The organism is Sphingomonas sp. 2R-10 (assembly GCF_030062225.1).
In the GTDB taxonomy this organism is placed as follows: domain Bacteria; phylum Pseudomonadota; class Alphaproteobacteria; order Sphingomonadales; family Sphingomonadaceae; genus Sphingomonas.
Map to the genome: position 1 here is coordinate 1 of NZ_JASCXF010000002.1, position 25,060 is coordinate 25,060.

Below are 25,060 nucleotides of genomic sequence, written 5' to 3' on the forward strand. Positions count from 1 at the left end.
GCAGCCTTCTTCTGTCATGCTCGCGGCGAGCGGTTTCGGTCCAGCCCATATGATCCCCGTGGTCTTCGCAACCCTCGGTGAATCACAACTGGCTGAAATCGCTCAACCTAATTTCCGGTTGGGCTCTCAGGAAATCGAGCCGTTGGAAGATGTGGCTGAGATCACGCGGCAGCGCAAGGCGGGTTTCGAAGCCGAGACTGTTGCCGATACCCGTGGTTAGATCGGCCAAATGCTCTCCGATAGAGTCCTCAAACGCGGTGCTGGAGGTCCGGAAGGTCCGCGTCGCGACTTCGGCGATGATGCTGTAGATTCGTCCGCGGAGGTCATCGAAGTAGCTCGAATCCTTAATAGCGGGCACATATTCAAATTCGATTTGCCTGAGCAGGCCGTGCGCATTTGACCTTTCCGGTATGTCGACATGCGTCCGAATTTCCCGCCCGCGGCGGTTTGTCGATAGGCGATAACCCCAGTAACGGTCTAGGTGCAGTCCGCCACTTCGCCAGCGCTTCTCCCAAGCGACGATCTCGCCATTTGTTGAGTGGTACGAGGCGGGTATATTGAGCTCGAGACGAACGACTACCTCCTTCGCCGTCTTGGCTCGCTCAGGCACAAATAGGTTGTAGTCGTCCTCAAAGTTAAAAGGCTTGCCAGGGTTCGTCACGTCGTTGAAGAATAGATTAAGGGCTCGGAGGATGTTCGACTTACCGCTATCGTTCTTGCCCACAAAGACGGAGAGTCTGTCCGCAGGTATAGTTAGGCGCTGAATGGAGCGAAAATTCTCGATGTGAATTTGGTGGATGGTTACGCTCATTTATGCCCCCTGCTGCGGCAGCCCCAGCCGCGAAAGTCACTTGATTATCATGTATTTCGTTGCAGCCAAGAGCGTCCCGACCATCGGTTTCGCCGCTGATGGCCTGCACCGGCGGATGCTGCATTGCGCTACTGAGCCCGCGCGAGAGATACCCGACGTGCGTCCTTCCGCGACGGAGCATCAGAGGCTGGTACCAAGCAGACGTGCGATCACCGACTATTTGCGCCTGCACAGGGCACATATAAGCCGTCAGCCTACAATGAACGAACGTCCGGTTGTCGGAAGCGACGACATCACTCTGAGGGTCTGCATATGGGTCAGCGTTGCCGTTCTTCCGTCATTTTGCTTCCATTGCCGCGCTACTGATGGACATCGTTAGAAACAAGCTCAACGCCTTCGATGACATCCGCCCAGTAATGCATAGGAGATAGGTAAAGATCGCACGGTCCGCCATCATAGCACCAGAACCGACCGCCGGACGGCTCGCGTCCAGGCGACCAGCGCGCAAGATAATGACGAACGCCGTCGCTGACGTACAGAAGGCGGCCGTCCTTACGATCGTCCGGCATATCGTGGATAGATTGCATCATCGCGGTAATCATGACTGGCCTCCAAGCCTAATGGCAATCCTGCCAAGATAGGGATAGGTCTTGAGGCGGCAATGATGCCGGTAGACAATCGCGACCTGACCCGCGGTTGCTCATTCGGCCATGATGACGGGAAGGACGGGAGTGCCCACGACCTCCGCCGGAAATAGCAGTCGGTAGTGATCGGCCATCAGCTCATGCAGCAGCCTGTCGAGCTCCCGCCAAGTAGTGGCCCCGCCTTCAAAGCCGAACCGACAGAGTTCACGGCTTCGCTCTAACGTGTGGGGAGCGGCCACTATCACCGTGCCGGCGGGAACCAGCGTCGTTGTGGCTCCTGTCGGCACCCCCGTCACCGGATCGTGGGTGACCCGCGTGAGAGCATGCTTGTCAGAGAGCCGCTGCGTCGTCCCGTCGATGCGCACCAATTCCGGCTCGTCATGCGCGTCGATGAAGTCGAGGTGGGCCTGCAGTATCGCGGCTGCGACTTCCAGGAACGTGTCCATCAGCCTAGCTTTTCTCAGCGCCTTCGTGCGCGCGCTGTGCGTGCGGACGGCTTGCGCCAGCTGGGCCCGCTCCTCCTCAACCCGCGACAGCTCGAAGCGAATCCGTGCTCCAGGCGCTTGCGCCTTCACCGATCGGTCGGCCAGTAAGTCGTCGAGTGCCGTCACGCAGTCGGTGGCGTTGGTGGCCTTGATCAGCCTGCTGATCGCGTCGACGATGCTGTCAAAGGCGTACAACTGGCTCCGCAGCTCGACCCGGAGCCGGTAGACTATGTCTGGTATGTAGCCGTGCTCATTGGGGATCGGCAGAAGCCAGGTCGCCGCCAAGGCCCCGCGCCTGAGCTCGAAGTCCGGAAAGTTGACAGACCGCAGGAAGCGCTCGTTCTGGGCCTCGGTGCGGCTCTGCAGGCTGCGCTCGATGCGGTCCAGGATGCCGGACACCTTCCGCTCGCGGAATGGCTTTCGGTCCTTGGCGGAGAGGACGTGCATCTCCTTCCCCTTCCGCCGGACGCGCGGCAGGGCGCTCACGTCCGATCCCGTCAGCAGGTGGTACGTAATCGAGTCCTCGTTGCCGACGGTGACCAGCACGAAGAACTCTTCGATAGGTGTGCCGTCATCCGTCGCGTAGGCAGGCGCGATGTCGTGCGAGGTTGCGTCGTCCTGCGCAAACTTCGCCTGGACGATGCCCAACCGCGGCGCGAGCTCGTCGCTGAACCGGCCGCCGCCCCTGAGCTCGACCAGGAAGTCCGCGCCGTTAGTGTCGACTGAACGGGTGGAGCACAGTGAACCGCTCGAGCAGCAGTGCGCGCACGCGCGCCTCGCTCAGCGCGCCATTCGCCATCGACTTCAGCCAGGCCGGATCGGTCGTCATTGCACCTCTGGTTTTCTTCCAGTGCCACGCGGTGGCTGGATCAGCCCTTATCGGAGGCGGGGTGTGCGTTTAATATCCTTTTCGCGAACGGCAGCCGGGCAGCGGGCTGGAGCCAGCGCTTAGCACCTCCTCCGTTGCCAACATAAACGTATGGCAGAAGCTGAAGCGCTGAAAACTGGCCACGATATGGCCGGAACTGGATCTTCTTGCCAATCGGAACCTGCAAAGCCTGTCAGCCAATCGCAACCCTATGCTCGGGTATGACGTCGAGAAGGTAGAAGGCCCGGCGCGAGTCGCCTGCCGGACCGTGATGATCGCCCGAACCGCGCAGTCCTCGCTTGCGCAGAAAGTCTCGGGACGCCTCGATGGCCTTCCACGGATTCGTAGAGTTGCGATTGCCATCGGCCAAAACGGTGCGGCGATAGAAGGCGAGCAGTCCAACCTGTCGCGCGACAGACAAGCGGCGCAGCTTGGCGCGGCAATAGGTGGGCAACGGCCGCAGGATCGTCATCGCAGGTGACGCCTTTCCGGCGATCACTGCATCGATCATGGCGGGCAGCTGCTGCTCGGCCTGGATCAGGCGGCGGATGGCGACGCTCATGGCGGCCAATCGCGGCAAGCCATACCACTCGATGGCATAGGCCTTGGCCTCGACATTGCCGGTTCGGGGCGTTGCCGTACGGGCCAGGAACGGATCGGCGCGAAGCTGCGCCGCGATCCGCTGCATCATGGCGGCGACATCGGTCGGCGACAGTCTGGTTTCAACATTCTGATCAGCCCGTCCGACATGCTTGGCGGTGCGTCGGATGATGGGATCGGTGTGCTGGGTGAGCGACATGTTGACGCCCGACCAGGCTGGCTCAATCTCGTGATTGCGCCATTCGCCCGAACCGAAGAACAGGTCGATCACCGTGTCGAGCGCGACCCGGCGATCGCGCAGGTCGTTGAGCGAACCCTCGAGTGAGCGGTTGCCCGGAAGCAGAAAGCCATAGTCCGGCGTCTTGGTCAGCCGTGCACTGACCAGTTGGACGTCATGGGCGCACCAGATCAGCGCTTGCCCAACCAGCAGGTCGCGCAGGCGCTTCGTCGCGTCGGTCACCGCGTGGCTCTGCTGGAGATGACGGACGACAGACCCGAAACGCCCGCCGACCAGCGCAGTGTAAAGACCGGGCTTCTCGGCACTCAGCTGCCAAAGCCGCTTGACGTGGTCGTCGAAGGCGCGTCCGGGCGACCCATCTCCGAACCAATCTCCGACCAGTTCATGGGGTTCGAACTCTAGCCCCGTCGCTACCATCATGCGCTTCAGAAAGTGCTCGAGATCGTCCTGGGTCGTCGGGATGAGGTCCAGCGGGACCAATGCTTCCTTGGCATCGAGGATTGCAGGCGGCAGCGTGCGAATGTCGGTGGTCGACGGGCTGAAAAGGAGGCGGTCGAACCGGTCCTGGGCGACGCCACCGGAATAGATCCGTGCGTGCATGTCGCGGACCAAGCCGACGAGATCGCCGTCGCTTGCCAGCACGCCGCCGAGCAGGCTCGGCGCATCGGTCTTGCGGCCGTTAGCCTCGAGGTGATTGCGATAGGTCGGCTTCACAGGGCACGCTGCGCCGCGTCGATACGGCCCTTCAATGCGACGGCTGCCTGGGCGAGCTTTTCGCTGAGTGCGGCCATGTTCGCGAAGGCCTCATAGCCGGTGCCGCCCGCGTTGAATTCGGCATCGAAACGCGCGACCGCCTCGTCATACTCCTCGGTGAGCCGCTTGTACGCGGCGATACCCGCGTCGATCGTGGTCATGTCATCCATTGTCGTCCTCCAGGTTGGGTGGGAGCGAAGGCTCGCACCAGTAAGTCGGGTTGCCATTGTGCAGGCGGAGCCATTCGAAGGCCTCGCCGCGGTTCTTGAGATCGGGGCCCGGCACGGCGAGAAGCTCGCAAAGGGTGGCGACGAGCCCAGCTTGGCCAATGCTGATCGGCTGGGTCCGCCACGATGCCTTCGGATCGATTGGCCCGGTCTTGAGGAAGCGCTCGACCTCCTGGTCGTAGAGAGCCTTGCGGCGGCGCCACTGCAGGATACGCCCCCACTGATCGCACCAGGCCAGCCGAGTGGGATCAGCGAAGATCGAGCTGATGATGTCACCGATCATCGGTCCCGCGCCTGCCGCAATGGCGGTGGTCATCCAGCGCGCCATACGCTCTGGATGTGCGAACAGCCCGAGGAGCGCGGTGTCGCTGATGCCGTCCAGCCCCACCATGACGAGGGTGGAGCCGAGCGCATATTTGCGAGCGTCAGCCGAGCCGGGGCCGCCACGCCGCTTGTCCGCCGCGCGGTACTGACGCCGAAGCTCAGCGGCGCTTTCGGCGACGATGGCGAGCGTGTCGGCGATCCTTTGCTCGGTCGCCGCAAGGTCGTCGGCGATCGCCTGCAACCGATCAGAAGGGGTGGTGGTGACTGGGTCCATGCCCGCAAGCGATGCCGAGCCGACGCGCTGCGCGCCTCAACCCACCCCCGGTAAAACGACCAAGCCACCATCCGACTTTTGCCCAGGGTCGGTGGAGGCACCCAAAGGCAGAACGGTGTCAGAAGGTGGGAGGTAGAGGGGGTGGTGCGCGATAAAGGTTTGTTCTGCCAGAGGCAGACAAACGACGCGCCCACCCCCTCATCCGACACGAAGGGCAAGGCGGGTGACGATCGACTATGCGGTGTTGAAGGCGCGATCGGCGGATGTTTCCGCCGCGCTTGCCGATGCACGTAGCGCGCGGAACCTGTCGAGTCGCCGGAAGCGCGCGGCCGAGCGTGACGAGCGGATCGCGGAAGGCGTGCGACGTCGACGCAAGGCGATCACGGACCAGGAGGCAGACGCGTTCCTGAAGCGACGCCTGCGGATCAGGGTCGCTGACGCCGACCGCCCACGGACGGGATCACGCACGCCGCGCCGGTTGTTTACGCGTGGCGTCGAGCAGATGCTGAAGGGGACGACGGGACTGACCGACGCCCGTGGTCCCGATGGTCGCCACGCGATCCACTATTCCTTCACCCCGCGCGGCTTCGGGTCGAAGAAGGGACGGCGATGGCGTGCCGGTGAGGCGGAGCGCGCCGCACTCTATTCGGTTCGCGAAGATGCGCTGGAGGATGGGGAACTGGGCTGGTGGTCGAACATCGCCGCCGACCGCAACGAACTCGTTGCCCATTATCGCGCGTCGGAGGCGCTGGAAAAGCACGACCGTGCCAATGCCACCGTCTACATCGTCGAGGTCATCGCGTTGCCGGCCGAACTGACTGCCGTGCAACGGCGGCGGGCAGCCGAGCGCATCTGTCACCGGCTGGAAACGTTGGGGCTGGCCTATACCATCGGGATCCACTTGCCCGATGCGGCAGGCGACCAGCGCAATTTCCACTTGCACTTGGTCTACTCGATGCGGCCGTGCCAGCGGATCGCGCCCTATGAATGGGATTTCGCCACCGCCAAGCGGACCGAGATCAATACGCCGGCCGGGATCATGCAGCGCCGTTGCGCCGTGGTGGTCGCAATCAACCAGACGTTGCGGGAAGCCGGTATTGCCAAGCGCTACACGCCATTGTCCAACCGCGAGCGCGGTATGGCGCCGCCGGAACGCGGCAAGGTCGGGCAGCAGGAAACCGCGTTGGCGCGGCGGTTGGCCGCGCTTGAGGATTGTCACGCACGCTTGGTGGCATTGCAGGCCCATACGCGATGGGTGCGGCAGACGCTGCTCGATGTCGCGGACCGACTGGATGCGGCACGCCGGAAGGTGATGCGCCATCTTGCCGCGGCGTCCATCGCACTTGGCCACGACGCCGTGGAGATCATCACGCCCACAGAACGTCTCGGCAAGGTCAGAGAGGCGCTCGATCGCGCCTATGACATCGTTGGTCGTTCAACGGCGAATGCTGATCTCCACCTAGAGTCGGCGCGGCGCGAAGTGCAAGCTCGTCGCCACTTAGCGGCGACGGATATCCCAGTGTCGATAAGTGGGATTACCCGTATCGATGATCGTGCTGGCACCATCAAACGCCTGGACGCCATCGCTATGCACGCGGACGAGACTATCCAGCAGATCCATACCGACGTCACACAAGCCCGGCAGCGAATGCCGGTGATGGAAGAGCTTATTTCCGACACGGCAACCGAGAATAACAATACAGTGACGGCCGCCGGCGACTCTGACCCCGCGGCTGCTATTCGTAGTGCTGCAACGGCATATGCCGAGTTGGCGAAGGCCGAACAGGCTGCGCAGACGATCGCGCTGGCTATGGTCGACAAGGCTCTGGCTTCACTGAAGCGCAAGGCCAAGGCGATACGGCGCGACGCCAACGGACTGTTCGTGGCCGACATAGCGGTTCTGCCCATCACCGAAAGAAAGGTATTGGCCCAGCACATGGCCGATCCACGCGTGCAGGAAGCACTGGCTGACCTGTTCGCCCGCGAGATTGCGAATGCATCGATTAGCTTGGGTGAGTTGACGACCGCAGCAGTGGGCCTCGGCCAAAACGGTCGGCTCAGCAACGAGCCCGGACGTAAACGACATGACAGAACCCATGATCAAGCGCTTCCTCACCGACGCGCCGGTATCCGATCCCCGGCAGGGCTGGCCGGCTTGCGCGTCCTGCGCGCAGTCGGTGTGGATGATCGACCGCGAGACGCCGCGGGCGTTCTGCCAGACCTTCGGCGGGATGACGTTCGGCGAGGAGGCCCGGTTCATCTCGAAGTGCGAGGCGCACCAGCCGATCGCCTGACCGATACCACAGGCATCGCGGCGACCTTAACGTCCGGACAAGCCCCGGGTCACCGTGACCCAGGGACCAGGCGAGGATTGTGGGAGCAAGCGGAGGATACTGCCCAGTATGGGGCACGCCCGCCGGCTTGGCCGAAGGGACGCGCCGATACAAGTGACGGGACGGTGTCCGGCCAAGGCCGTGACGATCACGGGCGGTAAGACGCCCGAAAAGGCGCGGCAGCAACGCGAACCTGCTTCGCGAGAGAAAGCACGGGCAGCATGATCCCACCCGACCGGGCGGTGATCCTGTTGCCGAAAGCCTTGCGATGCCCTTCTTTTTTGATCGGTCCGCGCCACAACCGCGTCCGACTGCTCGCCAACATGCTCCGGCCAATCGAATGGTGGCTGCGCTACACAGTAAAGCCATCCGCTGCACGGACGATCGGCCCTTTGATGCGCTGCGAGTCCGATACACCAGGCCTATACCCGCTCGACTGATGGGGGGCGATGAGGACAGGACACGGGTTGCCTCGCAAAAGGCTGAACACGAACGGTGATCTTGGCCGACCATTTTGTTTGCGATCACGTCTGGCGCTACGATCGTCGCTTGAGATTGTTAACCTGCTCGGGATAGAGTCGGCCTGTTCGCCAGCAGGCGGACCGAGGCGTGACAACCTCGTCGGTAAGTAGCCGTATGCCCGGCCCGAACCAGTTTCGGCCGGGGAGCGGGCGTGCATGTCCAGGGCTCTTCGGGGCCTAAAGACGCTCGCGCCTGTCTTACCGCAGGTTGTCAATCTCCGGCTCACGGGCCGGCACCGCCTCGTCAATGTGGGGCGGTGCCGCCGGCTGGGAAAGCCTGTCGGCACCGACGCGAACGGGGGTTCGGTCGTGGGTGCGATGAAAAAGGGCCGGGACAAGCGGTCGACCATTATCAGAAATACGGCGGTGGTAACCGCAACGATGCTGCTGGCTGCATGCGGTGGGGGCGGTGGCGTCAATTCGCCCGGCAGCAACGCGCCCCCGACCGGGGCGCCGGCTCCCACACCTACGCCAGCGCCCACACCGCCGCCGACGGCAGCGGACAGTGTAGAGTACAAGGCATCGGCCGGCGTTGCGGCGATGAAGGCCACCTATGCCTATGACAAAGGCATCACCGGCAAGGGCGTGACGATTGCCATCGTCGATACCGGCATCGATACAACCGGATCGGAATTTGCTGGCCGGATTTCGCCGGACAGCACCAGCTTCGATCAGAAGATTGCCCGCTGCCGGACCTGCCCGGCCGAGACGGTGCGGTTCGATCTGAAGGACGTCGATGGCCATGGTACGGAGACCGCAGCCATCGCGCTCGCCGCTCGTGACGGTCGCGGCATGCAGGGTGTGGCGCCTGACGCGACGCTGCTGGCGCTCAAGATCGCCGGCCCCGACATGACGAACGTCACGGAGACGTCGGGGCCCGTGCCACAGGGCGGCGGACCGAATTCCGCCCTGATTGGTCCGGCAGTTACCTACGCGGTGAACAAGGGCGCGTTCGTCATCTCGATGAGCCTTAACGGCTCTTCCACAGGTCAGGCCGCGATCGACCAGCGGGCGGCGATGGATCTGGTGCGGACGCAGAACAAGCTGGTGGTCCAGTCCGTTTCCAACTTCGTCGACGATAACAGTTTCAGCGGACAGATTGCGGAGACCATGGTCGGCAGCGATCTGGCCAACAAAGACTGGTTCCTGTTCGGCATTCGCGTCGACAAAAACCTACAGCCGCCCTCGGGTAACGGCACGCCGGGGCCGCTCGCGGACCGTATGCTCGCCGTGGTCGCGGCGGATGTGGCGGCCGTTGGCAAGGACGGCGAAGCTACCACGGTGACTGGCAACAGCTTCGCCGCTCCTGCGATCGCCGGTGCGGCGGCGCTGCTCAAGCAATATTGGCCGCAACTGGGCGGCAAGGAAATCAGCCGCATCCTGCTCGACACTGCTACCGATCTTGGTGCGGCAGGTGTCGACGAAAAATTCGGCGCTGGCCTGCTCAATGTCGAGAAGGCGATGCAGGCACAGGCACCGGCCAGCTCCTTCGCTGCCGCACAGTCCGTACTGGCGCGTTATTCGTCGCTCAGCGTATCGGGTCCGTTCGGCGGTGCCGCCGGTGCGGCGGCGTTGGGCGAGAAGGTTGCTGGTATGACAGTCCTCGACCGTTATGGCCGCAACTTCCAAATGACGGGTACATCCGGCATCCGTGCGCAGAGTTCTGGCCTTTTGGCCGGTGCGATGCTGACGCCGGTCGATCCGCCTTGGCTGATGCCCAGTACCACCGACGCAAGGTTCGGCTTCGTATCGCCGGCCACGACTACCGGTTACTGGCAGGGCGCGCGATCAAACCGTCCGGCTTTTGCCTCTTTTTATCCGGTACCGGGGCAGACGGTCACGCTGGGCGCGAACGTGGCGATCGGCCAAAGTGCCTCCCTTGCCGGAGCACCGTTGCGCGGGATCGGTGCGACACCGGTCGGCATGTCATCGAGTTGGGCCAGCGGGGGCTGGTCGGCGTCGTTCGCGTCAGGCATCTCGCGTGATCGTCGTACCGGGCAGCGCACTATCGCGGTGACGACGCCACTTGGGATCGGCATGGAGCTGACCAACCTTGCCGAGCATGGCCGGGCGCTGGGAATGAGCGGCGGCCTAGACCTCGGGCTGGCGGGTGCCACGACGACAATCGCGACGCTGACGATGCGACGCACCATTGCCGGGGTGGCGCTTTCGGTGCGGTCGACGGCTGCTACCACCCGCGTTTCAGGCGGATCTGCCCTGATGCGCTTCGACGAGCCAGTGTTTAGCACTGCCTTCGCGGTCGAAGGCTCGCGCGGTCTGCTCGGTGGTATGGCGACGCTCGGTCTGTCCTCACCCCTTCGTGTTGAACGCGCGCGCGCCACTATGCTGGTACCGGTGACCTACGACCTGATGTCGGGGGCGCTGGCAACCCAAATGGCGAGGGTCGATCTGGTGCCAAAAGCGCGTGAACTGGATGTGGAGCTCGGCTGGTCGGCGGCACTGTCGCCGATGTCGTCGCTGCGCTTCGGCATCGCCCGCGCTTTCGATGCCGGCCATGTCGCAGGTGCGACCGACACGGCGGGATACGTGACGCTGGTGCTGCGATGACCTGCCACCTCGCCGCACGCGCCCCGCCTGCGGGCTGACGCCGCCAGTCGGCGACCAAGTCGAAGACCACTAAAATTTGCGACGTCGGCACGGCTTCCCGGCGAACGATGTCGCGCATCCAACGAACGAGGAAGATGACGATGATCAGAACGATGGCGATCCCGACAATGATGTTGCTGGTGATAGGCGGTACGGTCAGCGTACCGAGCGTGGCACAGCCGGTGAAGACGGCACCCAAGCCGGCCAAGACGCTCGACATTGCCGGCATCCGCCCCGGCATGAAGACGGCCGACGCAGTGGCGCTGCTGCAGCGGACGGGTTGGACAGTGCGTGCCAATCCTGGCGACAGCTGGGCAGAGGTCGTAGCGGACGCGGTTGCCCGACGGCGCGATCAGATGCCGCCGAACTCCGCAAGATCCGGCGTGTATAGCTATAGCGCCGACAAGGGCGAAGAGAGCGTCTCGCTCAATATCACCCCGACGCCGGACGGTGGCCGGGTTGGTCTGGTCCAATATCGGGCGCCGCAAGCTGGCCGCAGTCACGAGCAAATTCGCGCTGAGGTGATCGCTCGCTACGGCCCGTCGATCTATGGCCCGCGCCAACGGGTACTGATCGCACCGCAGGGCAAGGACGGCGAGACGATGTCGCTCGAGGTGGACTCGACCGGGATGCACCTGACGCTGTCGCCAAGCAGCGCGGCGGACCGTGAAGCCCGCGCGCTGGTCGACCGGGCGGTGACTGCCCGGCTCGGCGCGGTCGGCACCTCATTTTTAAGCGGAGCGGCACATGCCCTACCTCATCGGCATGATCCTCGGCGATGTGCTCGGGCGGATCGGGTTCTTCCGCGCGGCGGGCGCAGCGCTGCTGCTGGGCGGGGTCGCGTTCCTCGCCTATCGTCTGGTGGCGGCGAACCTCGACCCGGCGATCGCCTACGGCGGCGGCGCAGCAGCACCGCTGGTGTTGTTCGGTTGGGCGATCTGGAATCCGGCGGCGTCGCGCTTCCGGCTATGGATCGTCGACGGCGTCTATCTCGCCGCACGGCTGGCGATGTGGTGGGCTGGCATCGCTTTCGCCATCGGCCTTGTTGCAGCCCAGTTCCGTATCGACCGCTGGCTAGCGGGGGAATGGCCGCAGGCGGCGACCGCCACCCTTTTCTGGCTGGTGCAGCGGGCACTGGGCGCGCAGGTCGCCCGCTCGCACCGGATCATGGGCGAGCGCAGCATCATTGAGGTGGACGCATGAGGTATCGGCTGACGCTGCGCATAGTCGCGGCATTGATACCCACCGTCACAGTGGCTGCCGCACCTCGACCGGTCGTGCTGGAGGCAACGACGATGGCCGACTGGCGGTCGGCCAAACTCGACGGGACCGGTTGCTACTGGTCGCCGCGTCGGGGCGGACCGATCCAATTCGTCGCTGCCGGTAACACGGCGATGACCAAAGTCGGCGGTCGCATCGTCATCCTAAAACCACGACGCGATGCAAAGCCCCTTTTCCCGTTCACCCATGACGCTTGGCGGGCCGATGACCTGACCATGCGAGTCGTGGATACCGCCCGGATTCGGGCGATGGGTTACGAAACGGTCACTACCGACGCGGTGCTGATCATCACCCGTCGCAACGTGACGATCCGGCTGCGCGGATCGATGATCTGCGGCTCGTAATCCTGATGATCACGAAGGTTTGACCAACCTTTTCCTGCATTCGGTCGAATGACGATGCGCCTTCATCGCGAAGGCGAAGGTAGACCGGCCGGCCCGGCCGGGGATGATTTGGGAAGTGCCTGCGGCTGTGCCGTAGAGGCGAAATGATGGTGCGGGGCCGGCGAGCAGCCCGCCGTTCCCGGGCAAAATCAAGGTCTTCCATGTACATCGTAAATCGAGAGCGCGAGCTCGCAAAGGCGCGCGCGCTATCCGCCGCGCTCGCCATCGCCGAGCGCGGCGGTTGGCAGATCGACCGGTCGGTGCCGATCATCCCGCCGCCCTTTCGGAATTACCTGCACATCGCCGCCGCCGAGTTGCTGCTGGTGCCGTCGATCGAGCCGTCACGCGGGGATCTCGACACCGTCGAGCGCGGCACCCGCATCGCCCGGTGCGATGCGCTGGTAGTGAAAGCGTCGAGCGCCGGACATCGAACCGTTTATTGTGCGGTCGGCGAGTGGCAGCGCCACGGTACCGTCTGGCATCACGCGAAAAGGCTGTGGCTGTCGCGCAGCAACGAGGGTTGGCTGGTGCCTGACCCGGCGGAGCCGGACGAGAGTGCGGCGGTCTTCCGCCTTTCCCCCGGGCGCCTGCGCCCGATGATGCCGGCACGGCTGTCCGCCGCTGACGGAGGTTGTGATCTGATGCCGGGGCTGGCGAGGGCCGATGCTTTCCTTGCCGCCGTCTGGGCGGATCGCTGATGAGCAAGCCGCTGCCCTGGATCAGCCCGTCGGATGCCGACGACATGGTGTACGACGACCCGCTCGGCTCGACGCCGGATTTCGGCTTCGCCCTGCTGCGCAAGAGTGCGAAGGGAAAGCGGAACAGCGTCGCCGATCTGGCCCGCGCCAAGCTGCAACCGAGCAAGCCGGCTGATACGGATTGGCTGGCAGATGGCCTGTGGCCGATCACCTGCACGATGCACCGCATCGTCACCGCGCCCGGTGTCGCGGTCCCGGCTGGCGCGCTGGAAGAAATCTTCCACGGGTATGACGCCAGAGCGAAAGCGCATCAGAAATTGCTGGCGGTCGTGCTGACCATGAGATTTCCGCATAGCTGGCAACCTGCCGACATCCTTTCGCTGGTCGGAATGTACACACTGAAAAAGCTGGCGCTGCAACGCCGACTGACCAGCATGATTGTCGTGCATATGCCAGGTGACGAACTGTCCGCTCGCCGGCCTCACGCCCATGTCGTCTGCATGGCGCGCGTCCATCGCTCCTCGGGCTGGGGCGAGGTGCACCCCGATCTTGTCGCCAAAACCGCGCAGGCGCGATTCCAGCAGGAATGGGAGGGTTTCTACGACATCTGGGTGCCACGCTACCGCGACGGCTGACTCCCTGAGGGCGGGATCCGCAGCGGTCCCGCCCGCCTGCCGGGGGCAAGAGACCAAGGAAGGAGGATGCTCCCCGATCCGGGGATGAAAATGGAGAAGACGATAATGACGACCGACAAGACCGCGATCATCCGCCGCCACACCGAGGCCGTCGCCCAGATGCTGGTCGGCAGCCGCGCGATGAAGCCCGGCGCGGCGATCCTCGCCGGCGAAATGGGCGGAGCCGAAGGGCGGCTGCGTATCGGTGCCATCGCGCACAGCAGCGGCAACGATCTGATCTATCTGGATTTCGCCGATGGCGAAGACGGCTATCAGCTGACCGGCATCACGCTGTGCGCCGTTCGCGACGGCATTTGCCACCTGCAGACCGACTGCCGCCTGTATTTGAGCCGGGGCGGATCGCGAGCAATCATTCTGCCGCAGGCGGGTATCCGCAAAGCATACCGGCTGGCGCCGGGCGAACTGATCCAACTGGCCCACCAGCCGGCCGACCGTGACGAGGGCATCGCCCGCGCCGAGGCGCGGCTCGCCAAGCTGGTCGCTCGCGACGCAATCTTCACCGATCGCGCCGCCGTCCGGACCCGGCCGCTGGCAGCCTGATCCAAACCGGCTGACACGGTCGGTCGATCATCGCCTCGACCGATCATGACGGCTCAACATCCCGGTGACAGAACCTCTCTACCTATAAAGCGGACGACCTCACAAATTCGGACAGCGGCCAATAAATATTTCATGCTTCTGTCCGAGAATGCTGAGCCGTCCGCTTTATAGAGTAAGGGAGGCCGTCATCTCAGCCGTCACGCCGACAGCAACACCGGTTCAGCCGCCCGCCGATGTCTATTCGACTGCCGAGGTCAACGCGATGCTGGAGGCACTGACGACAACCGACCATCAGCGTCTGCTGCGGCGGTCGCGCTATCTGGCGCAGGGACATTACATACTTTCCGGTGACCTGCGGCAGGAGGCGTTCGTCCGAGCGCTCGACGGTCGTCGCCAATGTCGGCGCGGCTACGACATCGTGAACTTCCTGATTGGGATCATGCGCAGCCTGACCTCGCAGGAACGGGAAGCCGAACGCGACGGCCTGCACCCGGTCCCGCTCGACCTCGACGACGATACGCTGGCGATGGCCTCGTTGGCGCCCAGCCCGGAGCAGGTCGGGCATGATGCGCTGCATTACCGGCGGACCCTGGCCGCGATCCAACAGTCGATTGGGAACGACCCGCAACTGGTCACGCTGCTGGATGCGGTGCTCGACGGTGAGAAGGGCATAGCCTTGCAGAACCGGCTGGGGCTCGACGCCAAGGCCCTCGCATCGTTGCGCAAGCAATTGCAGCGCAAGCTGGCGGCCGCCGCCAAGGACAGGAGCATACCATGATCACCGAAGCGGACGAACTGATGCAGCTGCGACTGTTGGACGACTTCCTCGACGGTGAGGATGTCGAACCTGATCTGGCCGACCTGCAGGCGGAGATCACCCGGGCGCAGTTGGCGGTAAAGAAAGCGAACCTGCGCGCGATCCGGGCCAAACTCGATGCCCGCACCGACGCTCGGGTTGTCCCGATCGATCGGGCGCGTCTGCGAGCGCAATTGCAGCAAGCGATTTCGGGCGATGCCGACCTGCGCATGACGCTCGCTGCCCGTGGCAACGACGACCATGATATCGACGACCTGATCGACGATCTCGCCGAACTTGACCATGACACCGGCGATCACCCTGCGTGACGGCAAGGTTTGAACGACCTGCCGAGCGCTTACTTCATGACCTCGGCATCACCGAACCCGGCGAGATCGACGTCGAGGTCATCGCCTGTGCCGTTGCCACGGCGGTGCGCTATCGTCGCCTTGCCGTTGGCGATGCGCGGATCGTCGGTCTGGGCGACCGGGCGATCATCACGGTCGACGACCGCGCCAGCCGCGTCCGGCAGCGGTTCTCCGTCGCGCATGAACTCGGTCATTGGCACCATCATCGCGGCCAACGGCTGATCTGCCATGGCGCCGCCGACCAACAAGACGGAGCGGCGGGCTGCGAACGCGAGGCGGACGGGTATGCTGCGGACCTGCTAATGCCCCGCTTTATGCTGGAACCATTGGTTGCTGGTGTCCCGATGTCATTCGATCTCGTCTATCAAGTTGCCGCCGCGTTCGGCGTCAGCGCGATGGCGGCTGCCTTGCGGCTTGCCGGTGTTCATCCTGCGGCATTCGCGCTTGTTGTCGAAGAAGCGGACGGGCGCCGATGGTTCAGACGGTCAGCCACCCTAAACCACCGTTGGTTTGTTCGGTCGAATGCACCATGCATGAGCGTGACGGCCGATCGATGTGGATTGCCTCATCCGAATGTCCCGTTCGCTGTGCCAGCGCCGCAATGGTTCCTGGGTCAGGGCGTGAAAGACGCGCAAGCGCTCTACGCCATCGACCGGATGGCATGCGGTCGGGCAACGCATCTTATCGTGGTGGTTTAGTCCGAGGGCACGCTACGGAAGATACTTGATGGATTGTGACTCGTCCGCTTTGGGCCGCAAACCTTACATAAGCTGCCTTTCGTTCATCAGAAGCCGATCGGCTGGACGGGATTCGATCGCTGCAGGGTTGGTGAGTGCGATCAGCAACCTAGGGTTGAGACCACTTCCGGCGCCAGCAGGTCCTTGGCCAGGCTCTGCAGGCCAGCCGGGCGGTCAGGAACTGCATCGTGCGCGTCCTGCGGTCGTTCAGCCCCAAGGCGTCGGAACTTTCCTTCCCCATCCTGAAAACGTGCGCCATACACCTTAGGGGAGACAATCCGTTTGCGGGTCGTTTTCCCCGTGATCGCCATGTTGGCGGTCACAACTCTCCGGGTGCCGCTGGTGCCCTTAATGGGAGCAACATTGATGCTTACTTTTTCTCGCGCGCGCGAGCGCGCCCTCCTGTCCCTCTACAGCTATATGCGCCGTCGCCGCGAACAGCGTCAGGCTGACATCGGCGAGCACGCCATAGGGCTCGCGCTCAGCGAGCGCCGGTCCGACCCGTTCCTCGCGCGCAACGCGATCCGCAACGCCCGCTGCACGCTACTCCGCCGCGTGCGGCGCGACGTCGAGCACCGCAAAGAGCTTTCCGCGGACCCGGACGGTGTCGACTCCGCGTTCGACCGCGTGATGGCGGGTGACACCATCAGCAAGGCGGCGCAGCTGCCTTCTCCCGAGCGCCGCTTGCTCATCGCCGATTCCTTGAACATGCTGCTCGATGAGGTCGAGCGGAGGCTAGGTGCCGACGGCCGCACGGTCGCCGAGCGCTTCCAGGACCCGGTCGACGAGGTGGCCGAGGAACTGGGCTTGCAGCCTTGGCGGGTGAAGGAGTTGCGCGCCGGTGTGCGTGCGATCGCCCTGCGCCTGACCGACGAGATCCGCCCCTGACCGGGACGTGATCGCTTGATTAAAAACGGACGCCGGCGGCCGCGCTGCCGGCGTCCACACTGGGATGTTGACGATGGCCAAACCGGTTCTCAAGCCAAAGCCGCAGCCCGCGCCGCTGAAGCCCGAGCCCGTGATTCAGACGGTCCAGGCATTGTTGGCGTTGCGCGATTCCGGCTTCACACTCGCGGCCGCCTTGGCGGAGGTGATCGACAATTCGATCGAGGCGAAGGCGACCAACATCCAGGTGACGCTGCACGAGGCCGTAGGCCGCGGCGGCAAGAGTTACGTCGATTACATCACCATCGTCGACGACGGCATCGGCATGTCGCGCGAGGTGCTCGCCAAATATCTGGTGATCGGCTTCAGCACCCGTTGGATGCAGAAGACGACGATCGGCAAGTATGGCGTGGGCGCGAAGCTCGCCGCGCTGAACTTCGGCCGCTGCATCGACGTCTGGAGCAGGGAGAGCGCGAAGGGCAGCTGGCAGCACGTCAGCATGGATCTAGGCGACATGGAGGATGCCGAGAGGCGCGGAGACCCGGATGCGGTTACTATCGCGCCGCCGGTCGCCAAGCCGGTGCCGGCGAGCTGGGTTGCCAAGCCGCCCTCCGGGACCGGCACCGTCGTGATCTGGAGCGACGTCGACCGCCTTGAGGCCGGGCGCGTTCATGACAGCTTCGACGCGCTGGTGCGCGACGCGCGAAAGGAACTCGCACGGATTTTTCGTGAATTCATTAACGGGGGTCTGACACTGACGGTCAACGGGTTCGACCTGCTGGCCGCAGATCCACTATTCCTGATGTCGGAGTCCTTCGCTGACGAACTACTGGCGAAGGAGGCCAAGGCCGCCAAGCAGAAGCCGCGTGGCCACTACGCCCCCCGCCTCGTGGTAGCGGAGGAGGAGGAGATTTACATCAAGGAGGCCGATGCGTCGGCGTGGCTGACCGTCACGGTCGCGCCGCCCGAGGTCCTGCGCGAGCGCGGCAGGGGGGGCGACGCGCTAGCCCGGTCGCTCAACATCAATGAATCGCAGGGGATGATCAGCTTCGTGCGGCTGAAGCGCGAGATTTCCTACACGATCGTCCCCCGGATGTTCCCCGGCGGCATCAAGGAGTCGGATCGGTTCATCGGCATCGAGGTTGCGTTCGACCCCGAGCTTGATGAATATTTCGGCGTCCGCAACGTCAAGCACGGCGTGGTGCCGCAATACGAACTGCGCAACCGCATTCGGCAGATGCTCAAGCCGTATGTCGGCACGGCTAGGAAAGCGATCCAGGACCAGTGGCGCGAGCAGGACAACAAGGACAACTCGACTGGCGGTGAACACGAATCTGTAGTTAACCGCGCAGGCGCGGTCGACAAGGGCCTGCCCAAGGCGCGGGCGCAGCCACTGTCCGAAGCGGCAATTCTCCAAATCTACCGTGAACTCGCCAAGGACGTCGGTCACAGCGATCCGAAGGCGGTGGACGAGTATGTCGAGCGCGTCAGCGCCCGCCCGTTCACGGTGGAGACCGTGGAGGGGTCCGGCAAGGACTTCATCGACATCATGTATCTCGGCGGCAGCAAGGTCGTGGTGCGGGTCAACAAGCGACATAAGTTCTATCGCGAAATCTGGGCCAGGCTGCTGGCCGTGTCCGAGGGCGAGGTCGAGGCGTCGGACGAGATGAAGGCGCTGGCGCGCCGGGCGACCGACGCGTTCACCCTGATGGTGATCGCCTACGCCCGTGCGACCGCGATGGACGACGATCCCGAGCAGTTCGAGGAGCTCAATACATGGTGGGGCAAGTTCCTCGACACGCTCATGTCCAAGGTCGTGAGCGACGCGTGATGACAAGCGCATCCACATCCGGCCCGGCGTCGGGCCGCGGGCTGCAGCACCTTAGCGATATCCGCCCGCTGCTGATCCTGCCCGATGACGACCTGCCCGGCGAGGTGCTGATCCCGGCGTTCCGCTCGAGCACGGGCGCGTTGTGCATGATGGGGTTCTTCTCGTCCGCGTCGCTGGCCGAGCTGGCGCCAGGGCTGGCGACGTTCCTGAACGAGACCGACGGCGTGCTCCGATTGATCGCCAGCCCTTTCATCTCGGCCGCCGACCAAGCCGCGATCGAGGCGGGCACGGCCGAGGCCGCCGCCGTCGCCGACGCCGCCCTGTCGAAGGTGGTCGTGACCGAGGATGCGCTCGCGCGCCACACGCTCGACTGCCTTGCGCACTTGCTGAAGGTCGGACGCCTGCAGATGCGCGTGGCGGTGATGCGCGACGGCCTCTTCCACCCCAAGGTGTGGGTGTTCACGGACGGTGCCGATCAGCTCGCGGTCCATGGTTCGGGGAACATGACCGCGGCCGGCATGACCTCGAACTACGAGCAAATCTCGGTGTCCAAGGACTGGGCCGACACCACGCAGCACTTCGTCGTCGACAAGCTGCAGCGGCGGTTCGACCGTCTTTGGAAGAACGTCGACGACCACTGCGTCGTGCTGGGCGCCTCCGAGGCGGTGCGCGCGGGCATTATGGCAGCGCTGCGCCCGGGCGAACCCAGGGAGCCGGATTTCGGCGCGCTGTTCGACCGTGCGAAGGCCGCCGCCGTCGAGGTGGTGTCGCGTCAGCCGCGCGGCTTCGCGATCCCGGCCGGCCTGCGCTACGAGGACGGTCCGTTCGCCCACCAGGGTGCCGCCGTCCGGGCGTGGGTCGATGCAGGGCACCGCGGCATCCTTGAGATGGCGACCGGCTCGGGCAAGACGATCACGTCGATGATCGCGGGGCAACGTCTCGTCGAGGCGGTCGGTCCCACGCTCATCGTCGTCGCCGCGCCCTACCGTCCCCTGGTCGACCAGTGGTGCGACGAGATCGAGCCGTTCGGGATCACGCCGGTCAACCTGACGCTGCTGTCCGGAGCGGCCGCGCGGGCAAGCGCGCTGTCGAAGACGGCGCGGAGGCTGAAGCATGGGCTGTCGAAAGCCGAGGCCGTGGTGGTCAGCCACGACACGCTGTGCACGCCCGAGTTCGCCGACGCGACGCGCAAGCTCGGGGTGCGGCTGCTGCTGATAGCCGACGAGGCGCACAATCTCGGCCGGGAGGGTTTCATCAACGAGCCGCCCGAGCACTTCGAGCACCGGCTCGCGCTGTCGGCGACGCCCGTCCGGCAGTATGACGACGTCGGCACCGCCGGGCTGGTCCGATTCTTCGGCGACGTGGTCTACAAGTTCACGCTGGAGCAGGCGATCGGCAAGTGCCTGGTCGAATACGACTACCACCTCGTGCCGACCTACCTCGACGAGGAGGAGATGGACCGCTGGTATGACCTGACGGCGCGCATCAAGCAGAACGCCTGGCGCACCGACGGCGGCAAGCCCGACGACTACCTCGCCAAGCTGTTCCGCGACCGGCGCGAGCTGCTCGAGACGAGCGGCGGCAAGATCGTCGCGCTCGACCGTGCGCTGGGCGGACTCGATACGCGCGCTCTGCGGCACACGCTAGTCTACGCGACCGACAAGAGCCCGCGGCAGCTCGAAGAGGTGAATGCGCTGCTTCGCCGCAGGGGCATCGCCTTCCACCAGCTGACCGCGACCGAGACCGGCGACCGCGCCAAGACGAGGGCGGTGATCGCGGCGTTCCAGGCCGGCGACATCCAGGTGCTGACGGCAAAGCGGGTGCTCGACGAGGGCGTCAACATCCCGCAGATCAGGCGCGCGTTCGTGCTCGCTTCGACTACCGTCGAGCGGCAGTGGGTGCAGCGCCGAGGTCGATTGCTGCGAACCTGCTCGTTGATCGGCAAGACGTCGTCGGACATTACGGATTTCCTTGCGCTTCCGCCCGGAATGGATGCGGGCGGCCTGGACGATGACGCGAAGTCTCTCGTAAGATCAGAGCTGAAGCGCGTACAGGAGTTCGGGGGATTGGCGCGCAACGCAGGGTCGAACGACGGGCCGCTGGCGCTGACCGCGAAGCTGGTCTCGGCAGCATTCGGATGATGGGGGGACTGCAACTATGCCAATGAACGATCGCAAGATCATTTCGATCATCCTGGAGGAGGCGCAGTCGCTGCCCGAGCGGTGCGATGGCTACCGCGAGGAAGTCGTGGCCGCGATTAGCGACGTCCTGGAGAACGAGCGCCAGCACCGCGTTGCCGGCACCAACATCCAGCAGAAGATCAACGAGAAGTGCAACGCGGTCGGCCGGTATCTCGCCGAGCGCCGGGCCGTCAGCGGGGGAGACAAGGCGTGAAGCTGTTGAAGGCCCACTTCTCGAATTTCCGGCTGCTGCGCGACCTGACGGTCGACTTCTCGGTGTCGGAACAGAAGCCCCTCACCGTCGTGCGCGCCGCGAACGAGAGCGGTAAGACGACGATGCTGAACGCGCTCCAATGGGGCCTCTATGGCGACGTCGCGCTGCCGAGCGGCGGCGCCGACATGCGCCTCCACCCGATCGACTGGGACATCGAGGCCGACGGCAGCCGCGTGCCGATCATGGTGACCATCGAGTTCGAGGTGACGTCGGTCCGCCGGTCGCCGACCGGGTTCAAGGAAACGCGCAAGCGCTACCGCCTGATCCGCTCCACGACCGAGGAGATCGACGGCGACGGGTTCACCCGCGCGCAGCCCTCGGTGCGGCTGCTGGTGATCACCGACACGGGCGACACCCCGCTGACGCAGCCCGAGGCGATCATCGCAGACGAGCTGCCGATCGAGCTGCGCGACGTGTTCTTCACCGACGGCGACCGGGCGCTCAGCTTCATCGAGGCAGACGTTGCGCTCACCACCAAGCGCGACCGCGTGCAGCGCGCGATCCGCTCGCTGCTAGGCCTCGGCGTGATCAAGGATGCGATGCGGCACGTCGAGAAGGCGGCGGTCGAGATCAACAAGTCTGCGAAGAAGCTCGGCGGCAGCGACGAGCTCGGCACGATCGCCAACCGGCTCGACGAGATCGAGGTCGACCGCGAGCGGCTGGCTGCCGAGCTGGTCGACGCGCGCAGCTCGCACGCGAACCTCGACGGGCAGATCGCGGAAATCGACCGCCGCATCGCGGCGGCGCTCGCCAAGGGTGATCGCGAGAAGCTCGGCCAAGACATCGAGTCCACCCGCAAGGAGATCGGGAAGATCGATGTGCAGCTCGATGCTGCCGTCAAGGAGCACGCCGCGCTTTTTCGCGGCATCGACGTCGCGCGCGGCGTACTCGGCGCGACGCTTGCGCCGGCCTACGCCAAGCTCGACACCCTCTACGACCGCAAGGAGATCCCGAGCGCGACGATCCCGGTGCTGGAGGACCGGCTCGACATCGGCTCGTGCATCTGCGGCGAGAGCCTGTCGGAGGTCCACGAGGACGGAGCGGCGCGACGCGCGCGCGTCAACGAGCTGATCGAGAAGAGCCGCCGCGCCGACGACATCCAGAAGATGGTAACCGCGCTCTACTTCGGCGCGAAGGCGCTGCAGTCGCCGGCGGACGGAGAGGCCCGCGCCTTTGGCGAGGCGTTCACTGCCGTGGTCGAGAAGCGCGATGGCCTGCAGGACCTGCGCGACGAGAATGGCCGCAAGCTGCGCGCGCTCGAGCTGCAGCTCGACGAGATGCCGGACACCGACGTCGCGAACCTGCGGAAGGCTCGCCGCGAGTTCGAGAACCAGAAGGACCGGGTCAAGTATCGGGAAGGCCAGATCGACACGCAGCTGTCGGGACTGGTCGCCGAGCGCACCGGTTTGGTCGAGCGTCGCGACGCACTGCTGCGCGAACAGTCGAAGGGTGCCAGAATCATCGCGGAGCTCGACGTCGCCAAGGACATCACTGGTGTCCTGCGCCGCGCCTTCGACCGCATCACCGACGAGGAGCTGATCAAGGTCAGTGACCTGACCAACGAGATATTCCTCGGCATGATCGGCGCCGATCCGGATCAGGGTGCGCTAATCCGGCGCGCCGAGGTCAGCAAGGAGTTCGACATCCTGGTCTACGGTCCGAGCGACCGGAAGCTCGACCCCGACCGCGACCTGAACGGCGCCTCCCGGCGCGCTCTGACGCTGGCCTTCATCCTCGCGCTGACGAAGGTCAGCGAGGTCGAGGCGCCGAACGTGATCGATACGCCGCTAGGAATGATGAGCGGCTTCGTGAAGCGGTCCGTGCTACGCAAGGCTTCGACGCTGAGCGCGCAGCTGATCCTCTTCCTCACCCACTCCGAGATCGAGGGTTGCGAGGCGATCCTCGACGAGATGGCGGGCGAGGTGGTCACCCTCACCAACCCCGCCCACTACCCTCGGATGCTGGTGAACGATCCGAGGTCGCCGACGCGGCAAGTGCTGCGCTGTGACTGCGATCACCGCTCGCACTGCGAGCTGTGCGAGCGGGTGGACGACGAGACGCCGGTGCTGGTAGCCTGAGGAGGGAAGCGATGTCAGACAAGTATTTCAACCCGTTCGCCAGCGTCGACATCCTCGTACCCGTCGAGTTCAAAGACGAGTTCGCGCGCTACTGCCAGACCGGGGGCCGCGCGGTGATCGACCACAGCCCTTTCCCGAGGATGGTAGACCTGTGGTTCCTTGCCGTCTGCTTGGCCGCCCGCCGGAACCTTGATCCCGTCGAGATAGACCGGCGCGACACCTACAAGATCATCGACGGCAGCATCTTCTCGAGCGACCCGTGGCGCGTGCACACGCTGATGCTGATCGCCATCGCCAAGTCCGACGAGGTCGGGATCGTGGTCGAGCCGCGCAGGATGATCAACCTTGCCAACGGGCTAGCGTCCGCTGGCTTCCCGCACGTGATGGACATGCTGAAGGAGGGGGCCGCCGAGCCGATCTGGAATCTGTCCGAGGCCGTCGAGCAGCTCGAGCGCGACGCCGCCTGAGCGCGGGCGTCAGGCGGCCGCGCGGGTCCTGACCGCATTGGCGATCGCCGCGATGGCTTGCTCGATCTCGCCGGTCGTCGTGTAGCGCCCGACCGACAGCCGGATCGTCCTCTCGGCGGCGGCCGCGTCCAGCCCGATCGCGCGCAGCACGTGGCTCGGCTCGGGGATGCCCGAGGTGCAGGCCGAGCCGGTCGACGCCGCCACACCGGGCTGCAGCCGCGCGATCACTGCGTCGGCGTCGCCCTCCGGCAGCGTGAGGCTAACGTTCCCGGGATGGGAGCCGGGGCCGCCGCCGTTGCGGACCGAGCCGGGGATCACGGCAGCCAGCGACTCCGCAAGGCGATCTGACCGGCGGCGCCAGTCGTCGACCTCCGCGGCGTCGGGCAGCACCGCGCACGCCGCCCCGAATCCGACGCAGAGCGGCATAGGCAGCGTCCCGGGCCGCAGGCCGTCCTCTTGCCCGCCGCCGAAGGCGATCGGCGACAGCGCGGGCCGGGCGTGGCGGGCGACCAGCAGCGCGCCGATGCCTGCGGGTCCGCCCGCCTTGTGGCTCGAGACGCTGACGATGTCCGCATGGGCCGCCAGTGCCGCCACGGCGTCGAACGCCAATGCCTGCGCGGCGTCGACGTGCAGTAGCGCGCCGGCGGCGTGGCACAGGTCAGCGATCGCGGCGATCGGCTGCGCGGTGCCGATCTCGTTGTTCACCGCCATCACCGACACGAGCCGGACGCCTGCGCCTAGCGCGTCGGAGAGCGCGTCCAGGTCGACGACGCCTAGCCCGTCGACGGGCAGCGTCGTTACAGGCGAACCGCGGCGGGCCCGCTCGCGCATCGGCGCGATGACGCTCTTGTGCTCGGTCGCGGTCATCGACAGCGGCAGAGTCGCGTCGCGGTGGAACCCGAGGATGACGATGTTGTTCGCCTCCGTCGCGCCCGAGGTGAACACGACCTCGTCTGCGTCGAAGCCGGTCGCGGCGGCGACTTGTTCCCGGGCGCGGTCCACGGCGTTGCCCGCGCGCCATCCGAAAGAGTGCTCGCTGGAGTGCGGGTTTCCGTAAGTATCTGAAAAGTGGGCGATCATGGCTTTGAGAACGCCCGGCGCGAGACCTGCGGTCGCCTGACTGTCGAGATAGATGCCGTTGTTCTGCACGTTGACACTCCGG

The 25,060-nt window shown here is 65.0% G+C and carries 23 protein-coding genes; 16 read left to right on the forward strand and 7 right to left on the reverse strand.

Annotation, left to right across the window (positions count from 1 at the left end):
• Positions 1–82 precede the first annotated feature (82 nt).
• The 6 genes from QLH51_RS01000 to QLH51_RS01025 all read right to left on the reverse strand — a co-directional run bounded on the left by QLH51_RS01000 (position 83) and on the right by QLH51_RS01025 (position 5,224).
• Positions 83–811 carry an AAA family ATPase gene (locus QLH51_RS01000; RefSeq protein ID WP_125653794.1) on the reverse strand — a complete coding sequence of 243 codons (729 nt, stop codon included), beginning with the start codon at positions 809–811 and terminating at the stop codon, positions 83–85.
• Between the two features lie 359 nt (positions 812–1,170).
• Positions 1,171–1,413, reverse strand: coding sequence for a hypothetical protein (locus QLH51_RS01005; protein WP_125653796.1), 243 nt, complete (start codon positions 1,411–1,413; stop codon positions 1,171–1,173).
• 98 nt (positions 1,414–1,511) lie between these two features.
• Positions 1,512–2,588 carry a hypothetical protein gene (locus QLH51_RS01010; RefSeq protein WP_125653798.1) on the reverse strand — a complete coding sequence of 359 codons (1,077 nt, stop codon included), beginning with the start codon at positions 2,586–2,588 and terminating at the stop codon, positions 1,512–1,514.
• A 413-nt stretch (positions 2,589–3,001) separates the two neighbouring features.
• Positions 3,002–4,360, reverse strand: coding sequence for a hypothetical protein (locus QLH51_RS01015; RefSeq protein WP_125653800.1), 1,359 nt, complete (start codon positions 4,358–4,360; stop codon positions 3,002–3,004).
• A complete protein-coding gene (locus QLH51_RS01020; protein ID WP_125653802.1) occupies positions 4,357–4,560 on the reverse strand; it encodes a hypothetical protein in 204 nt (67 codons plus the stop codon). The genes QLH51_RS01015 and QLH51_RS01020 overlap by 4 nt, the downstream gene beginning before the upstream one ends.
• Position 4,561: 1 nt before the next feature.
• A complete protein-coding gene (locus QLH51_RS01025; RefSeq protein WP_125653804.1) occupies positions 4,562–5,224 on the reverse strand; it encodes a hypothetical protein in 663 nt (220 codons plus the stop codon).
• A 223-nt stretch (positions 5,225–5,447) separates the two neighbouring features.
• Here QLH51_RS01025 and QLH51_RS01030 point away from each other — a divergent pair, with 223 nt between their 5' ends.
• The 16 genes from QLH51_RS01030 (at position 5,448) to QLH51_RS01105 (ending at position 23,898) form a co-directional block, all read left to right on the forward strand.
• Positions 5,448–7,718 (forward strand): hypothetical protein, encoded by a 2,271-nt coding sequence (locus QLH51_RS01030; protein WP_125653806.1) that lies wholly within the window; start codon positions 5,448–5,450, stop codon positions 7,716–7,718.
• A 900-nt stretch (positions 7,719–8,618) separates the two neighbouring features.
• Positions 8,619–10,646: a S8 family serine peptidase gene (locus tag QLH51_RS01035; protein WP_125653808.1), complete on the forward strand. Its 2,028-nt coding sequence runs from the start codon at positions 8,619–8,621 to the stop codon at positions 10,644–10,646.
• Between the two features lie 786 nt (positions 10,647–11,432).
• Entirely contained in the window at positions 11,433–11,888 is a 456-nt protein-coding gene (locus QLH51_RS01040; protein ID WP_125653810.1) for a hypothetical protein, read from the forward strand.
• A complete protein-coding gene (locus QLH51_RS01045; protein WP_125653812.1) occupies positions 11,885–12,310 on the forward strand; it encodes a hypothetical protein in 426 nt (141 codons plus the stop codon). Before QLH51_RS01040 ends, QLH51_RS01045 begins: the two co-directional genes overlap by 4 nt.
• Before the next feature lie 200 nt (positions 12,311–12,510).
• The gene (locus QLH51_RS01050; RefSeq protein ID WP_125653814.1) at positions 12,511–13,047 is read left to right on the forward strand and encodes a hypothetical protein; all 537 of its coding nucleotides are present in this window, start codon (positions 12,511–12,513) and stop codon (positions 13,045–13,047) included.
• Positions 13,047–13,682, forward strand: coding sequence for a hypothetical protein (locus QLH51_RS01055; RefSeq protein ID WP_125653816.1), 636 nt, complete (start codon positions 13,047–13,049; stop codon positions 13,680–13,682). The genes QLH51_RS01050 and QLH51_RS01055 overlap by 1 nt, the downstream gene beginning before the upstream one ends.
• A 105-nt stretch (positions 13,683–13,787) precedes the next feature.
• Entirely contained in the window at positions 13,788–14,282 is a 495-nt protein-coding gene (locus QLH51_RS01060) for a hypothetical protein (protein WP_125653818.1), read from the forward strand.
• A 148-nt stretch (positions 14,283–14,430) separates the two neighbouring features.
• Positions 14,431–15,060 carry a hypothetical protein gene (locus QLH51_RS01065; protein ID WP_125653820.1) on the forward strand — a complete coding sequence of 210 codons (630 nt, stop codon included), beginning with the start codon at positions 14,431–14,433 and terminating at the stop codon, positions 15,058–15,060.
• Positions 15,057–15,407, forward strand: coding sequence for a hypothetical protein (locus QLH51_RS01070; protein WP_125653822.1), 351 nt, complete (start codon positions 15,057–15,059; stop codon positions 15,405–15,407). The genes QLH51_RS01065 and QLH51_RS01070 overlap by 4 nt, the downstream gene beginning before the upstream one ends.
• On the forward strand, positions 15,404–16,144 hold the full coding sequence (locus tag QLH51_RS01075) for an ImmA/IrrE family metallo-endopeptidase (RefSeq protein WP_125653824.1): 741 nt from the start codon (positions 15,404–15,406) through the stop codon (positions 16,142–16,144). Before QLH51_RS01070 ends, QLH51_RS01075 begins: the two co-directional genes overlap by 4 nt.
• 405 nt (positions 16,145–16,549) lie before the next feature.
• Complete coding sequence (locus tag QLH51_RS01080) at positions 16,550–17,071, forward strand: hypothetical protein (RefSeq protein WP_164516029.1); 522 nt, start codon at positions 16,550–16,552, stop codon at positions 17,069–17,071.
• Positions 17,072–17,144: 73 nt separating this feature from the next.
• On the forward strand, positions 17,145–18,899 hold the full coding sequence (locus tag QLH51_RS01085; RefSeq protein WP_164516030.1) for an ATP-binding protein: 1,755 nt from the start codon (positions 17,145–17,147) through the stop codon (positions 18,897–18,899).
• Positions 18,899–21,040, forward strand: coding sequence for a DEAD/DEAH box helicase family protein (locus tag QLH51_RS01090; protein WP_164516031.1), 2,142 nt, complete (start codon positions 18,899–18,901; stop codon positions 21,038–21,040). Before QLH51_RS01085 ends, QLH51_RS01090 begins: the two co-directional genes overlap by 1 nt.
• A 22-nt stretch (positions 21,041–21,062) precedes the next feature.
• Positions 21,063–21,293, forward strand: a complete 231-nt coding sequence (locus QLH51_RS01095; RefSeq protein WP_125653832.1) for a hypothetical protein — start codon at positions 21,063–21,065, stop codon at positions 21,291–21,293.
• Positions 21,290–23,431 (forward strand): AAA family ATPase, encoded by a 2,142-nt coding sequence (locus tag QLH51_RS01100; protein WP_164516032.1) that lies wholly within the window; start codon positions 21,290–21,292, stop codon positions 23,429–23,431. Before QLH51_RS01095 ends, QLH51_RS01100 begins: the two co-directional genes overlap by 4 nt.
• 11 nt (positions 23,432–23,442) lie before the next feature.
• The gene (locus QLH51_RS01105) at positions 23,443–23,898 is read left to right on the forward strand and encodes a hypothetical protein (RefSeq protein WP_125653836.1); all 456 of its coding nucleotides are present in this window, start codon (positions 23,443–23,445) and stop codon (positions 23,896–23,898) included.
• A 9-nt stretch (positions 23,899–23,907) separates the two neighbouring features.
• Here QLH51_RS01105 and QLH51_RS01110 read toward each other — a convergent pair whose 3' ends face one another.
• Entirely contained in the window at positions 23,908–25,047 is a 1,140-nt protein-coding gene (locus QLH51_RS01110) for a cysteine desulfurase family protein (RefSeq protein WP_125653838.1), read from the reverse strand.
• Between the last annotated feature and the right edge of the window lie 13 nt (positions 25,048–25,060).